Origin of the sequence: Enterobacter huaxiensis (assembly GCF_003594935.2) — a bacterium.
GTDB lineage: Bacteria > Pseudomonadota > Gammaproteobacteria > Enterobacterales > Enterobacteriaceae > Enterobacter > Enterobacter huaxiensis.
Genome location: NZ_CP043342.1, coordinates 409,549 through 422,209, shown reverse-complemented (window position 1 = coordinate 422,209; position 12,661 = coordinate 409,549). Strand labels below are relative to the sequence as shown.

The 12,661-nt window shown below is 52.3% G+C and carries 17 protein-coding genes; 2 read left to right on the top strand and 15 right to left on the bottom strand.

Features of this window, described 5'->3' with window-relative positions; genetic code table 11:
- Positions 1–24 precede the first annotated feature (24 nt).
- Positions 25–498, top strand: coding sequence for a prepilin peptidase (locus D5067_RS01985; protein ID WP_119938530.1), 474 nt, complete (start codon positions 25–27; stop codon positions 496–498).
- Here the strand turns inward: D5067_RS01985 and bfr are convergent.
- From bfr to fkpA, 11 genes are all read right to left on the bottom strand, one after another.
- Complete coding sequence (gene bfr / locus D5067_RS01980; protein ID WP_119938531.1) at positions 482–958, bottom strand: bacterioferritin; 477 nt, start codon at positions 956–958, stop codon at positions 482–484. The genes D5067_RS01985 and bfr overlap by 17 nt on opposite strands.
- 72 nt (positions 959–1,030) lie before the next feature.
- A complete protein-coding gene (gene bfd / locus D5067_RS01975) occupies positions 1,031–1,225 on the bottom strand; it encodes a bacterioferritin-associated ferredoxin (protein WP_101738389.1) in 195 nt (64 codons plus the stop codon).
- 178 nt (positions 1,226–1,403) lie between these two features.
- Positions 1,404–2,588, bottom strand: a complete 1,185-nt coding sequence (gene tuf, locus D5067_RS01970; protein ID WP_243544814.1) for an elongation factor Tu — start codon at positions 2,586–2,588, stop codon at positions 1,404–1,406.
- A 69-nt stretch (positions 2,589–2,657) separates the two neighbouring features.
- Positions 2,658–4,772 carry an elongation factor G gene (gene fusA, locus D5067_RS01965; protein WP_119937644.1) on the bottom strand — a complete coding sequence of 705 codons (2,115 nt, stop codon included), beginning with the start codon at positions 4,770–4,772 and terminating at the stop codon, positions 2,658–2,660.
- 96 nt (positions 4,773–4,868) lie between these two features.
- Positions 4,869–5,339 (bottom strand): 30S ribosomal protein S7, encoded by a 471-nt coding sequence (gene rpsG, locus D5067_RS01960; protein WP_004106370.1) that lies wholly within the window; start codon positions 5,337–5,339, stop codon positions 4,869–4,871.
- A gap of 96 nt (positions 5,340–5,435) precedes the next feature.
- The gene (rpsL, locus tag D5067_RS01955) at positions 5,436–5,810 is read right to left on the bottom strand and encodes a 30S ribosomal protein S12 (protein ID WP_000246815.1); all 375 of its coding nucleotides are present in this window, start codon (positions 5,808–5,810) and stop codon (positions 5,436–5,438) included.
- A gap of 124 nt (positions 5,811–5,934) precedes the next feature.
- Positions 5,935–6,222, bottom strand: a complete 288-nt coding sequence (gene tusB, locus D5067_RS01950) for a sulfurtransferase complex subunit TusB (RefSeq protein WP_119937643.1) — start codon at positions 6,220–6,222, stop codon at positions 5,935–5,937.
- A gap of 7 nt (positions 6,223–6,229) precedes the next feature.
- Complete coding sequence (gene tusC, locus D5067_RS01945) at positions 6,230–6,589, bottom strand: sulfurtransferase complex subunit TusC (RefSeq protein ID WP_119937642.1); 360 nt, start codon at positions 6,587–6,589, stop codon at positions 6,230–6,232.
- Complete coding sequence (tusD, locus tag D5067_RS01940) at positions 6,589–6,975, bottom strand: sulfurtransferase complex subunit TusD (RefSeq protein ID WP_119937641.1); 387 nt, start codon at positions 6,973–6,975, stop codon at positions 6,589–6,591. The genes tusC and tusD overlap by 1 nt, the downstream gene beginning before the upstream one ends.
- The gene (locus D5067_RS01935) at positions 6,975–7,697 is read right to left on the bottom strand and encodes a helix-turn-helix transcriptional regulator (RefSeq protein WP_023333674.1); all 723 of its coding nucleotides are present in this window, start codon (positions 7,695–7,697) and stop codon (positions 6,975–6,977) included. Before D5067_RS01935 ends, tusD begins: the two co-directional genes overlap by 1 nt.
- Before the next feature lie 166 nt (positions 7,698–7,863).
- Complete coding sequence (fkpA, locus tag D5067_RS01930; protein ID WP_119937640.1) at positions 7,864–8,682, bottom strand: FKBP-type peptidyl-prolyl cis-trans isomerase; 819 nt, start codon at positions 8,680–8,682, stop codon at positions 7,864–7,866.
- A gap of 238 nt (positions 8,683–8,920) precedes the next feature.
- Here fkpA and D5067_RS01925 point away from each other — a divergent pair, with 238 nt between their 5' ends.
- Positions 8,921–9,139, top strand: coding sequence for a protein SlyX (locus tag D5067_RS01925; RefSeq protein ID WP_010436296.1), 219 nt, complete (start codon positions 8,921–8,923; stop codon positions 9,137–9,139).
- 131 nt (positions 9,140–9,270) lie between these two features.
- Here the strand turns inward: D5067_RS01925 and slyD are convergent, their stop codons facing one another.
- From slyD to kefG, 4 genes are all read right to left on the bottom strand, one after another.
- Positions 9,271–9,861: a peptidylprolyl isomerase gene (gene slyD, locus D5067_RS01920; RefSeq protein WP_119937639.1), complete on the bottom strand. Its 591-nt coding sequence runs from the start codon at positions 9,859–9,861 to the stop codon at positions 9,271–9,273.
- A 94-nt stretch (positions 9,862–9,955) separates the two neighbouring features.
- Complete coding sequence (locus D5067_RS01915; protein WP_029741376.1) at positions 9,956–10,156, bottom strand: YheV family putative zinc ribbon protein; 201 nt, start codon at positions 10,154–10,156, stop codon at positions 9,956–9,958.
- Between the two features lie 13 nt (positions 10,157–10,169).
- Positions 10,170–11,975, bottom strand: coding sequence for a glutathione-regulated potassium-efflux system protein KefB (gene kefB, locus D5067_RS01910; RefSeq protein ID WP_119937638.1), 1,806 nt, complete (start codon positions 11,973–11,975; stop codon positions 10,170–10,172).
- Positions 11,975–12,526 (bottom strand): glutathione-regulated potassium-efflux system ancillary protein KefG, encoded by a 552-nt coding sequence (gene kefG / locus D5067_RS01905; protein ID WP_162844789.1) that lies wholly within the window; start codon positions 12,524–12,526, stop codon positions 11,975–11,977. The genes kefB and kefG overlap by 1 nt, the downstream gene beginning before the upstream one ends.
- Between the last annotated feature and the right edge of the window lie 135 nt (positions 12,527–12,661).

Genomic DNA, 12,661 nt, shown 5'->3' with positions numbered 1-12,661 from the left:
GACATCCTTTTCGAGGCTTACAGCATGTTTACTTACCTTCCCTTCCTCATGGTCTATTTTTGTCTGACTGGTTTGCTGATTCGCGAAGACATCCGGTCCGGCATTCTTCCTGATAAATACCTCTGCCCGCTACTATGGTCTGGTTTGCTGTTTCAGCTTTGCCTCCGTCCTGATTTTCTCGCCAGCGCAGTGGTTGGGGCGATAGCCGGCTACACCGGATTTGCAGTGATTTATTGGGGCTATCGGCTAATGTTTCGACATGAAGGAATGGGCTATGGAGATGTGAAATACCTGGGTGCTTTGGGCGCCTGGTATGGCTGGTGCGTGCTGCCGATGCTGGCCCTGGTTGCGGCGCTAATGGCGCTTCTGTGCGCGCTTATCCTGCCCTTGCTCAACCCTGATAAACGGACATTAAAAAACCCACTGCCTTTTGGGCCATTTCTGGCGGCAGCGGGTTTATGCGTTGGCTGGCAAAACCTGATTAACTTTCCACTTTAATCTGCGACTGAAGGTAGTTTTGCAGGCCAATTTTACTGATGAGGTCCAGCTCGGTTTCCAGCCAGTCGATGTGTCCTTCCTCATCAGCCAATATCTGGATCATCATATCGCGGCTGACGTAGTCATGGACGCTGTCGGCATAAGCAATGGCTTCACGAAGATCTTTCGCGCCATCAAGTTCTAGCGCCAGGTCGGAACGTAGCATCTCTTCAACATCTTCGCCGATGCCAAGTTTACCGAGATCCTGCAGGTTGGGGATGCCTTCAAGGAATAAAATACGCTCGATGTATTTATCGGCGTGTTTCATCTCATCGATGGACTCATGGTATTCGACATCGTTGAGGCGAGTCAGTCCCCAGTTTTTGAACATTCTTGCATGGAGAAAATACTGATTGATTGCGACAAGCTCATTTCCCAATAATTTATTGAGATAACTTATGATTTTAACATCACCTTTCATTATATAGTCCCTCCGCTTCCACTCATTGAAGCGTAGATCGGGCTACAGGGATGTCAAAAAAAAGATAGGCGCTTACGCGATCTCTTTGAATTCCGGGATCTGCATCAATTCGTCCTGCATTATCTCACGCGCTGCGCGAACACACTTACCGCATTGATTTCCCACTGGAATAAACTTGCGAAGCTGCTGGAAGGACTGTGGCTGGAACTGGCGAACGGCCTGACGAATTTTTTTGTCACTCACACCATTACATAAACAAACGTACATACGCACTCCCGTTCAAAATATGCGCAAAGTGTAAGTGAGAATGGTTATGATTACAATAGCACAAGCGTCAGAATACGTGGCGGGAGCAGACAAAAAATTCGTACATTTGTGACGAGTTCAGAATGTACAGATAACAAAAAGGACGCCGAAGCGTCCTTTTTTATTCGGGGATAATAACTTAACCCAGAACTTTAGCAACAACACCCGCGCCAACGGTACGGCCGCCTTCGCGGATTGCGAAGCGCAGACCATCGTCCATTGCGATTGGGTGGATCAGGGTAACAACCATTTTGATGTTGTCGCCTGGCATTACCATCTCAACGCCTTCTGGCAGTTCGATGGTACCGGTCACGTCAGTCGTACGGAAGTAGAACTGTGGACGGTAGCCTTTGAAGAACGGAGTATGACGGCCGCCTTCGTCTTTGGACAGGATATAAACTTCAGATTCGAACTTGGTGTGTGGCTTGATTGAGCCTGGCTTCGCCAGAACCTGACCACGTTCGATTTCTTCACGTTTGATACCACGCAGCAGAACACCAACGTTCTCACCAGCACGGCCTTCGTCCAGCAGTTTGCGGAACATTTCAACGCCAGTACAGGTAGACTTAACAGTCTCTTTGATACCAACGATTTCAACTTCTTCGCCAACTTTAACGATACCGCGCTCTACACGACCGGTAACAACGGTACCACGACCGGAGATGGAGAATACGTCTTCGATTGGCAGCAGGAATGGCTTGTCAATCGCACGCTCTGGTTCTGGGATGTAAGAATCCAGGAAGCCAGCCAGCTCAACAATCTTCGCTTCCCACTCTGCTTCGCCTTCCAGCGCTTTCAGAGCAGAACCACGGATGATTGGAGTGTCATCGCCTGGGAAATCGTACTGAGACAGCAGTTCACGAACTTCCATCTCTACCAGTTCCAGCAGCTCTTCGTCATCAACCATGTCGCATTTGTTCAGGAACACGATGATGTAAGGAACGCCTACCTGACGACCCAGCAGGATGTGCTCACGAGTCTGAGGCATAGGGCCGTCAGTCGCAGCAACAACCAGGATCGCGCCGTCCATCTGCGCAGCACCGGTGATCATGTTTTTAACATAGTCGGCGTGGCCTGGGCAGTCTACGTGTGCGTAGTGGCGAGTCGGGGTGTCATATTCAACGTGAGAAGTGTTGATGGTGATACCACGAGCTTTTTCTTCTGGCGCGTTATCGATCTGGTCGAATGCACGAGCAGAACCACCGTAGGTTTTAGCCAGTACGGTAGTGATTGCAGCGGTCAGGGTAGTTTTACCATGGTCAACGTGGCCGATAGTACCAACGTTGACGTGCGGTTTTGTACGTTCAAATTTTTCTTTAGACACGGCTATATTCCTTACTATAGTGCTCTCCCCTTCGGAGAGAGCACGGGACTTAGGTTTTAATCCTGTGGATTACTTACCACGGGCTTCGATAACGGCCTGAGCAACGTTGTTTGGCGCATCATCATACTTCAGGAATTCCATAGTGTATGATGCACGACCTTTGGTCAGAGAACGCAGCTGAGTTGCATATCCGAACATTTCAGACAGCGGAACTTCAGCGTGGATCTTAACGCCAGTTACTTCGGATTCCTGACCGCGCAGCATGCCGCGACGACGGCTCAAGTCACCGATAACGTCACCGGTGTTCTCTTCAGGAGTTTCTACTTCAACCTTCATGATTGGCTCAAGCAGAACTGGTTTTGCTTTCTTAAAGCCTTCTTTAAAGGCAAGAGACGCAGCCAGTTTAAACGCCAGTTCAGAGGAGTCAACGTCGTGGTAAGAACCGAAGTGCAGACGAACACCCATGTCAACAACCGGATAACCAGCCAGAGGACCAGCTTTCAGCTGCTCCTGGATGCCTTTATCAACAGCAGGGATGTATTCGCCAGGAATTACACCACCTTTGATGTCGTTGATGAACTCGTAACCTTTAGGGTTAGAGCCCGGCTCCAGTGGGTACATGTCGATCACAACGTGACCGTACTGACCGCGACCACCAGACTGCTTAGCGTGTTTACCTTCAACATCGGTAACTTTCGCACGAATCGCTTCGCGGTAAGCAACCTGAGGTTTACCCACGTTAGCTTCAACGTTGAATTCACGCTTCATACGGTCAACGATGATGTCCAGGTGCAGTTCACCCATACCAGCGATGATGGTCTGGTTAGATTCTTCATCAGTCCATACGCGGAATGATGGATCCTCTTTCGCCAGACGACCCAGAGCCAGACCCATTTTTTCCTGGTCAGCTTTGGTTTTTGGTTCAACAGCGATGGAGATTACCGGCTCTGGGAATTCCATACGCTCCAGAATGATCGGGTGGTCCTGGTCACACAGGGTGTCACCAGTGGTCACGTCTTTCAGACCGATTGCTGCAGCGATGTCGCCCGCACGAACTTCTTTGATCTCTTCACGTTTGTTAGCGTGCATCTGTACGATACGGCCAAAACGCTCACGCGCCGCTTTCACGGAGTTCAGGATGGTGTCACCGGAGTTAACCACACCAGAGTAAACGCGGAAGAAGGTCAGGTTACCCACGAATGGGTCGGTAGCAATTTTGAACGCCAGTGCAGAGAACGGCTCTTCATCACTTGCGTGACGCTCAGCCGGGGTATCTTTACCGTCGTCCAGGATGCCGTTGATCGCAGGAACGTCAACCGGGGATGGCAGGTAATCAATTACCGCATCCAGCATCGCCTGAACACCTTTGTTCTTGAACGCAGAACCACAGGTTACCAGGATGATTTCGTTGTTCAGAACGCGCTGACGCAGAGCTTTTTTGATCTCTTCTTCAGTCAGTTCTTCACCACCCAGGTATTTCTCCATCAGCTCTTCCGAAGCTTCCGCTGCGGATTCGATCAGGTTCTGGTGCCATTCGTCAGCCAGGTCCTGCATCTCAGCTGGGATATCTTCGTAAACGAAGGTAACGCCTGCGTCTTCTTCGTTCCAGTTGATGGCTTTCATTTTCACCAGGTCGATAACGCCGGTGAAACCTTCTTCAGCACCAATTGCCAGCTGCAGCGGAACAGGGTTCGCGCCCAGACGGGATTTGATCTGACCAACAACTTTCAGGAAGTTAGCACCCATACGGTCCATTTTGTTAACGAACGCGATGCGTGGAACTTTATATTTGTTAGCCTGACGCCATACGGTTTCAGACTGTGGCTGAACACCACCAACTGCGCAGTAAACCATTACCGCACCGTCAAGAACACGCATGGAACGTTCTACTTCGATGGTGAAGTCAACGTGGCCTGGGGTGTCGATGATGTTTACGCGATGCGGTTCGTACTGCTTAGCCATACCTGACCAGAATGCAGTAGTCGCTGCGGAGGTGATAGTAATACCACGCTCCTGCTCCTGTTCCATCCAGTCCATGGTAGCTGCGCCGTCATGAACTTCACCGATTTTATGGTTTACACCGGTGTAGAACAGAATACGTTCGGTAGTAGTGGTTTTACCGGCGTCGATGTGCGCACTGATACCGATGTTACGGTAGCGTGCGATGGGTGTTGTACGAGCCATTTGATTCCTCGTTTGTTTCTTTAGGCGTTCAGTTAAGTAACCCAGAGCGGGCGGCTTCTCTGAAGCGCCCGCCTGGTGACTATGACTCCGAAGGGATTACCAACGGTAGTGTGCGAACGCCTTGTTGGCTTCTGCCATACGGTGAACGTCTTCACGTTTCTTAACTGCAGTACCTTTGTTGTCTGCAGCATCAGAAAGTTCGTTCGCCAGACGCAGAGCCATGGATTTATCACCGCGTTTACGAGCAGCTTCAACGATCCAACGCATTGCCAGAGCATTACGACGAACCGGACGAACTTCAACTGGAACCTGATAAGTAGAACCACCAACGCGGCGGGACTTAACTTCTACAGTTGGGCGAACGTTGTCGAGAGCGACTTCGAAAGCTTCCAGTTCATTTTTACCAGAACGCTGAGCCAGGGTCTCAAGCGCGCTGTATACGATTGCTTCTGCAGTAGATTTTTTACCATCTACCATCAGGATATTTACAAATTTTGCCAGCAGTTCTGATCCGAATTTCGGATCTGGAAGGATTTTACGCTGACCAATGACGCGACGACGTGGCATGGGAATACTCCGTTGTTAATTCAGGATTGTCCAAAACTCAAAGAGTTTAGTGTGACATTAAGGTAAATCAGTTTGGCCTTACTTAACGGAGAACCATTAAGCCTTAGGACGCTTCACGCCGTACTTGGAGCGAGCCTGCTTACGGTCTTTAACACCAGAGCAGTCGAGCGCACCGCGGACGGTGTGGTAACGAACACCCGGAAGGTCTTTAACACGACCGCCACGGATCAGGATCACGGAGTGTTCCTGCAGGTTGTGACCTTCACCACCGATGTAGGAAGTCACTTCAAAACCGTTAGTCAAACGCACACGGCATACTTTACGCAGTGCGGAGTTTGGTTTCTTAGGAGTGGTGGTATATACACGAGTACATACGCCACGTTTCTGCGGGCAGGCTTCCAGCGCAGGCACGTTGCTTTTTGCAACTTTGCGAGCGCGTGGTTTGCGTACCAGCTGGTTAACTGTTGCCATTAAATAGCTCCTGGTTTTAGCTTTTGCTTCGTAAACACGTAATAAATCGACCTCATACAATATGAGGACGCGAAATTTTAGGGCCACGTCGAAAAGGTGTCAAGAAATATACAGCGATCTCGGATCACCAGTTCATTTGACTGGAGTGCTTTACCGTTAGATTAACGAAATCAGTATAGCCAACCACGTTAATTTTGGATGAAATTTGACCAGTAAGACCTCGCGCATCAAGATCGTCTTTCAGCGCAGAGAGAGATATGGGGGCACTGTTGAGAATTTCAACGAAACGACTGCCTTCCAGTGCAGCCGCCACACCGTCCTGAATCAGCAGCAGATCGTCACCTTCGCGCAGCATACTCATTAGCGCGTCGATATCACATTGCCAGGGTGAATGGCTCAAGGTATGGAGCATGACAGCCTCAGAAAGTCAGAACAGTATCGTAGTGAGAAAGTTGTTCGCGCAACGCACCGGAGGCAAGGATCGTCACATCCAGCACGAATGACGTCTTATCATGTAGCCCACGTGCAGTGAGCGAGTCGGCGCAAACGTAGAAGGTTTCAATATCGTAGAGCGGCAGTACTTTAAAGGTCGCGATGTAATCGCGCGCAAGAATAGCCTGCGGCCGTTGGCCCGCCAGCAGCTGGAACACACCATCCCCTAAAAAGAAAACGCCGATATCCTCGCTTAATGCCGATGTCGCCAGTAACGCATCTAGCCCTTCTCTACCGGAGGCGCTGCCGTGAGGAGCGGAGGTGAAAACAAACGCCACACGCTTCATCAGAATTGCACCACTCTGTCGCAGGTAAGCGCAGCCTGCGCCAGTGCGCCCAGGCCACTTAACGAAAACCCCGGCTGAAGGTTTGCCCCCGGTAAACCGAGACGTTCTGCTTCGGTCGTATCAGCCACACCGCGGCGCAGCGCCGCCGCCACGCAGATATGCAGCTCAACGCCATGCTGTTCATTTAACGCCTGCCAGGCACGCACCAGGTCAAATTCATCGCTTGCCGGTGATGTAAACCGGTTCGCGTTATACACCCCTTCCCGATAGAAGAAGACGCTAGCCAGTTCATGTCCGGCGTTAAGCAGCGCCTGCGCAAACTGCAGCGCACTGCTGGCCTGCTGAGTTCCATACGCCGGGCCTGTCACCATTAATGCAAAACGCATTACTTGTCTTGCCCCAGGAAATCGCCGCTTTTGAACTGACGAATGTAAAGGTAGACCGTGTGCTTGGAGATGTTCAGTCGATCGGCGACCTGGTTGATAGCGTCTTTGATATCAAAAATCCCTTTCTCGTAGAGGTTCAGCACGATCTGACGATTCTTGGCGTTGTTGGATACGTTGCGATCGGCATTCACCTCTTCAATGGTGAACTCAAGCGTCTGGGTCACCAGGTCTTCAACAGAGGAGGCAAAATTCACAGAAGAGCCTACATCAGGCGTTTCTGGAGGAATAAAGGTACTCATGATTTGTGAGAACGGCACATCAAGGTTCATGTTGATGCACAGCAAACCGATGACACGATGGTCACGGTTTCGAATAGCGATTGTTTCTGATTTCATCAGCACGCCGCTTTTAGCGCGGGTGAAATAACATTTTGAGACGCTGCTGTCCGCGCCGGTCATGTCATGCAACATACGCAATGCAAGGTCGGTGATTGGCGAACCAATTTTACGGCCGGTATGCTCACCATTAGCAATGCGGATGGCGGAACACTTCAGATCTTGCAGGGAGTGCAATACGATTTCGCAGTGGGAGCCAATGAGCATCGCTAACCCGTCCACCACCGCTTCGTAGGATTTCAGGATATCGAAGTCGGTCTGGTCAAAGGGACGTTGATCCAGCAAATCAAGCTCACTGGTTTCGTTGGTTAAAAGCGACCTGGACATGAAAAAAACACTCCTTTTCAGGAGCCTGTCGTTAGGTTTTCAGGGCAGGCTCATTATCTACACGGACAACTAAATTAATACAGCGTGTATAACGCTTTCCAGTGTTAATTATATCTGCCCCACAATAAAAAAAACCGCCGCCTTAAAGGCGGCGGTTTCTGTGACATTACTTCTTCGCTGCTGCGGCTTTATCGTCAGCCGGTGCTTCTGGTTTCGCATCCGCTTTCGGTGCCGGTTTGATATCCAGCAGTTCTACGTCGAAGACCAGAGTAGAGTTCGCAGGGATACCCGGAACGCCGGTTTTGCCGTAAGCCAGATCTGGTGGAATGACCAGCTTGATCTTGCCGCCTTTCTTGATGTTTTTCAGACCTTCGGTCCAGCCCGGGATCACACCGTCCAGACGGAAGGAGAGAGGCTCACCGCGGGTATAAGAGTTGTCGAACTCTTTACCGTCGATCAGCGTACCTTTGTAGTTAACCACAACGGTGTCGCTGTCTTTAGGCGCGTCGCCGGTGCCTTCTTTCTCGACTTTATACACCAGGCCGGTAGAGGAGGTTTTTACACCTTTCTCTTTAGCAAACGTATCGCGGTAGGCTTTACCTTTCGCTTCGTTATCTTTTGCGTCGGCTTCCATCTTGGTCTGAGCAGCGCCTTTCACACGCGCTTCAAACGCCTGCAGAGTCTGTTCGATTTCCTGGTCAGTCAGCTTGCTCTTGTCAGCAAATGCATCCTGAACACCCGCGATCAGCTGAGCCTTGTCCAGTTTAATGCCCAGCTTCTCTTGTTCTTTCAGAGAGTTTTCCATGTAACGACCCAGAGATGCGCCAAGTGCGTAGGCGGATTTCTGGTCGTCATTTTTGAACGCCGCTTTGCTGTCTGCAGTCGCAGCAGGCTTCGCAGCGGTGTCAGCTGCGAAAGACAGTGGCGCATTGAATGCGACAGCCATCGTGGTCGCCAGCAGCGTTACTTTGAACAGTGATTTCATCCATATCTCCAGGGCCTGGGGACTCTCACCCCAGCATTAAACGTAAATGAGTGACGTACTATAAATCGTTGCGGAAGAAATCTACAGACAGACTCTCCCGATTCTCGCCTCTTTTCAGACTATTTTTGTTTAAATAAGTTTCTTACCAAAGGGATGGATACTGCACTTGACGATAAACTCAGTTAAACTTCGCCGCCGCAGGCCCATTATGGCGAGTGTGACATTGACGAGGTGAACCATGAAGGACACATTGATTGAAGCGAGACTGGCTGAGCTGGAAAGCCGACTGGCTTTTCAGGACATCACCATCGAAGAGCTAAACCAGACCGTAACCGCTCATGAGCTTGAAATGGCAAAACTGCGCGATTTAATGCGACTTCTCACTGAAAAAGTGAAGGCAACACAGTCGTCGCACATTGCCTCTCAGTCAGAAGAGACGCCACCACCTCATTATTGAGGCGTAAAAAAAGCGGGATTTCCCCGCTTTTTTTGTACCCGGTGGCGCGAAGCTTACCGGGCCTACATGTCAAATACCCTATGGATTTCGAGTCGCAGCCAACGCACCTGCGGCTTGAAAGACGACGGGTATTAGTGGCAGCCGCAGCCACCGTTGCCGCAACCACCTTTACCGTGGTCGTGACCATGGTCGTGATCGTGGCCGTGACCACCGCAGCAGCCGTCGTGGCCGTGATCATGGTCATGGTCGTGACCGTTCGCACCGTGAACGTGGCCGTGAGCCAGTTCTTCTTCGGTTGCTTCACGGATCGCAACAACTTCTACGTTGAATTTCAGGTTCTGGCCAGCCAGCATGTGGTTGCCGTCAACCACAACGTGGTCGTCTTCAACTTCAGTGATCTCAACCGGTACCGGGCCCTGGTCAGTTTCCGCCAGGAAGCGCATGCCAACCTGCAGTTCGTCAACGCCCATGAACACGTCTTTAGGAACGCGCTGAACCAGGTTGTCATCATACTGACCGTAAGCGTCGTTTGCGCCTACAGCAACGTCGAATTTGTCGCCAACGTCATGACCTTCCAGCGCTGTTTCCAGGCCAGAAATCAGGGAGCCGTGACCATGCAGGTAGTCAAGCGGCGCACTCACCGGAGACTCATCAACCAACACACCGTCTTCTGTACGTACCTGATAGGCCAGGCTGACCACCAGGTCTTTTGCTACTTTCATGATATCTCCTGAGCGTGGGAAAATTACAGGCGCAGATTGTAGCGGAAATCTGCACCTGTGTACCCCTAAGCTTAAAAAAACTCAGAGCATATCGCTAGTCTGGATGAAAAATGCCGATCACTTGCTCTTCTTTGCGAACGTGATCGCGGGCCTCTTTGTCGACCTCGCGCATCTGGTGACCACACTTAACACACTCAACAACATCAATATTATTTTCTCGCCACATGGCCAAAGTATCTTGCGCCTGGCAGGTCGGGCATTTTGCTCCCGCGATAAAGCGTTTACGTACAGCCATCTTTCGTTACCCTTTATTCAAATTCATCCCAGCCGTCGAGCTGGCGTCGTTCCTGCTGCATCTCACGCTGGAAAATCTCTTCAAGCTCGCGGCGCGCTTCCCGCACGCGAGAGATCTGCGCCGTGTCGCTATGCACCGGCATCAGTTCGCGCAGCATCCGCATATCCAGCCTGCGGAAGTGCATCTGGGCACGCTGGGCCTGATGGGGATGCATGCCCAACGACACCAGCGCCTTGCGCCCCAGCTCTAACGCGCTGGAGAAGGTCTCGCGGGAGAAGTGTTTCACACCCGCCTGCAAAAGTTCGTGAGCTTCAACACGTCCGCGCGCGCGCGCCAGAATATGCAGATGCGGAAAATGCTGCTGGCATAGCTCCACCAGCTTCATCGTATCTTCCGGATCGTTACAGGTGATGACGATAGACTCTGCCGCTTCCGCCCCGGCGGAACGCAGCAGTTCAAGCTGAGTGGCATCCCCGTAGTAAACCTTATAGCCATATTTGCGCATCAGGTTGACCGCGCTAATGTCGCGCTCCAGCACCGTGATGCGCATTTTGTTCGCCATCAGCAGGCGGCCAATAACCTGACCAAAACGGCCAAACCCCACGACAATCACCTGCGGCTTATCATCTTCCACCCACGGGGCTTCGTCTTCATCATCTGCCGGGTTCAGGCGGCGGGAGAGCAGTTTATCCACTAGCTTCATCAGCAACGGCGTGGTCATCATCGACAGCGTTACCGTCACCAGCAGCAGCGCCATCTGGTCATCTTTGAACAGCTTTTGCGACGACGCCGTGGAGAACAGCACAAAGGCAAACTCTCCCCCCTGGCTTAACACGCTGGCGAACTGCATTCTTTCCGAACTGCGCAGTCCGTAAACGCGCGCCAGCACGTAGAGCACCAGCGTTTTTACCGCGACCAGCACGGCGACGCTCGCAACGACCCACAGCAGATGGGTATAGAGCACGCCCAGATTCAGCGCCATGCCGACTGAAATAAAGAACAGCCCTAACAGCAGCCCCTTAAACGGATCGATGGCGGTCTCCAGCTCGTGGCGATACTCACTCTCTGCCAGCAGCACCCCGGCGATAAAGGTGCCCAGCGCCATAGACAGCCCCAGCGCGTCCATAAACAGAGCAGACCCGAGTACCAGCAGCAGCGTCGCGGCGGTAAATACCTCGCGCACGCCCGAGGCGGCAATAAAGCGGAACACCGGACGCAGCAGGAAGCGCCCGCCAATCAGCATCCCCGCGAAGGCCAGAACCTTCATGGAGACTTTCACCCAGTCGAAATGATCGTCACCGGATCCGGCCAGCAGCGGCACCAGCGCCAGCGCCGGTATCACCGCCAAATCCTGGAACAGCAGCACGGAAAAGCCCAGCTGTCCGGCTTCGTTACGGTTCATCCCTTTGTCGCGCATCAGCTGCAGCGCCATCGCCGTGGACGACATTGCCAGACCAATCCCGCCGATTGTCGCCGCCTGCCACGAGAAGTCCGTCAGCATAAGCAGCCCGGCAAGGATCGCCGCGCTGAACAGCACCTGCGCCGCCCCGACGCCAAAAATAGATTGCCGCAGCTGCCACAGCTTGGACGGGTTTAGCTCCAGGCCGATGATAAACATCAGGAAGACGACGCCCAGCTCTGAGAAGTGGAGAATTTCATCCACATCGCTGATAAACCCCAGCCCCCACGGCCCGATCGCAATACCGGCTAACAAATAGCCCAGCACGGCACCGATGCCGAGACGTGCGGCCAGCGGCACCGCAACAACCGCCGCGAATAAGAACAGCACGCCGGCAAGAAGCAGATTTGATCCTTCCATTAGCGGCCTCCTGCCGAAATCGGTGACGCCAGCCATTCACCGTAGGCTCTGGCATGGCTCGCCAGCGCCTCGGGCTGCTGTCGACGCGCCCAGTAGACAATAATCGGGCTCATCCAGTGCATACGGCACATCGCTGCCGTCAGCTCAAACGGGCGCAGGATATCGCTCATGGGATAGCGGTTCAGCCCGTCATGGCGGTAGGCGCTTTCCGGCTCACCGGTGGTGATGACGCTACGCCAGTACTTTCCCGCGAGCTGGTTGCCCCCCACCCCGCTGGAAAAGCCCCGGCTCAGCACGCGGTCCAGCCACTCTTTGAGCAGCGCCGGACAGCTATAGGTATAAAGCGGATGCTGGAACACAATCACGTCATGCTGACGCAGCAGCTCCTGCTCGTAAGGAATATCGATAAAGAAATCAGGATAGTGCGCGTAGAGATCGTGCACCGTCACGTTGCTGAGCTGTGTAGCCGCCTTAAGCAGCACCCGGTTCGCTACCGAGTCCTGAGATTCCGGATGGGCATACAGCAGCAGCACTTTTGCTGTCTGAGACATCATTCCCCTCCCGGTCGTGTTTCTGTTTTTGTGTATCGTCGTTGTTTTGGGCTACCATGGCGGCCCGGTGCGGAAAATGGCGCACACCTTACATTATCATAATGACAAATTAACATAGTCGGAACATACGGCGCT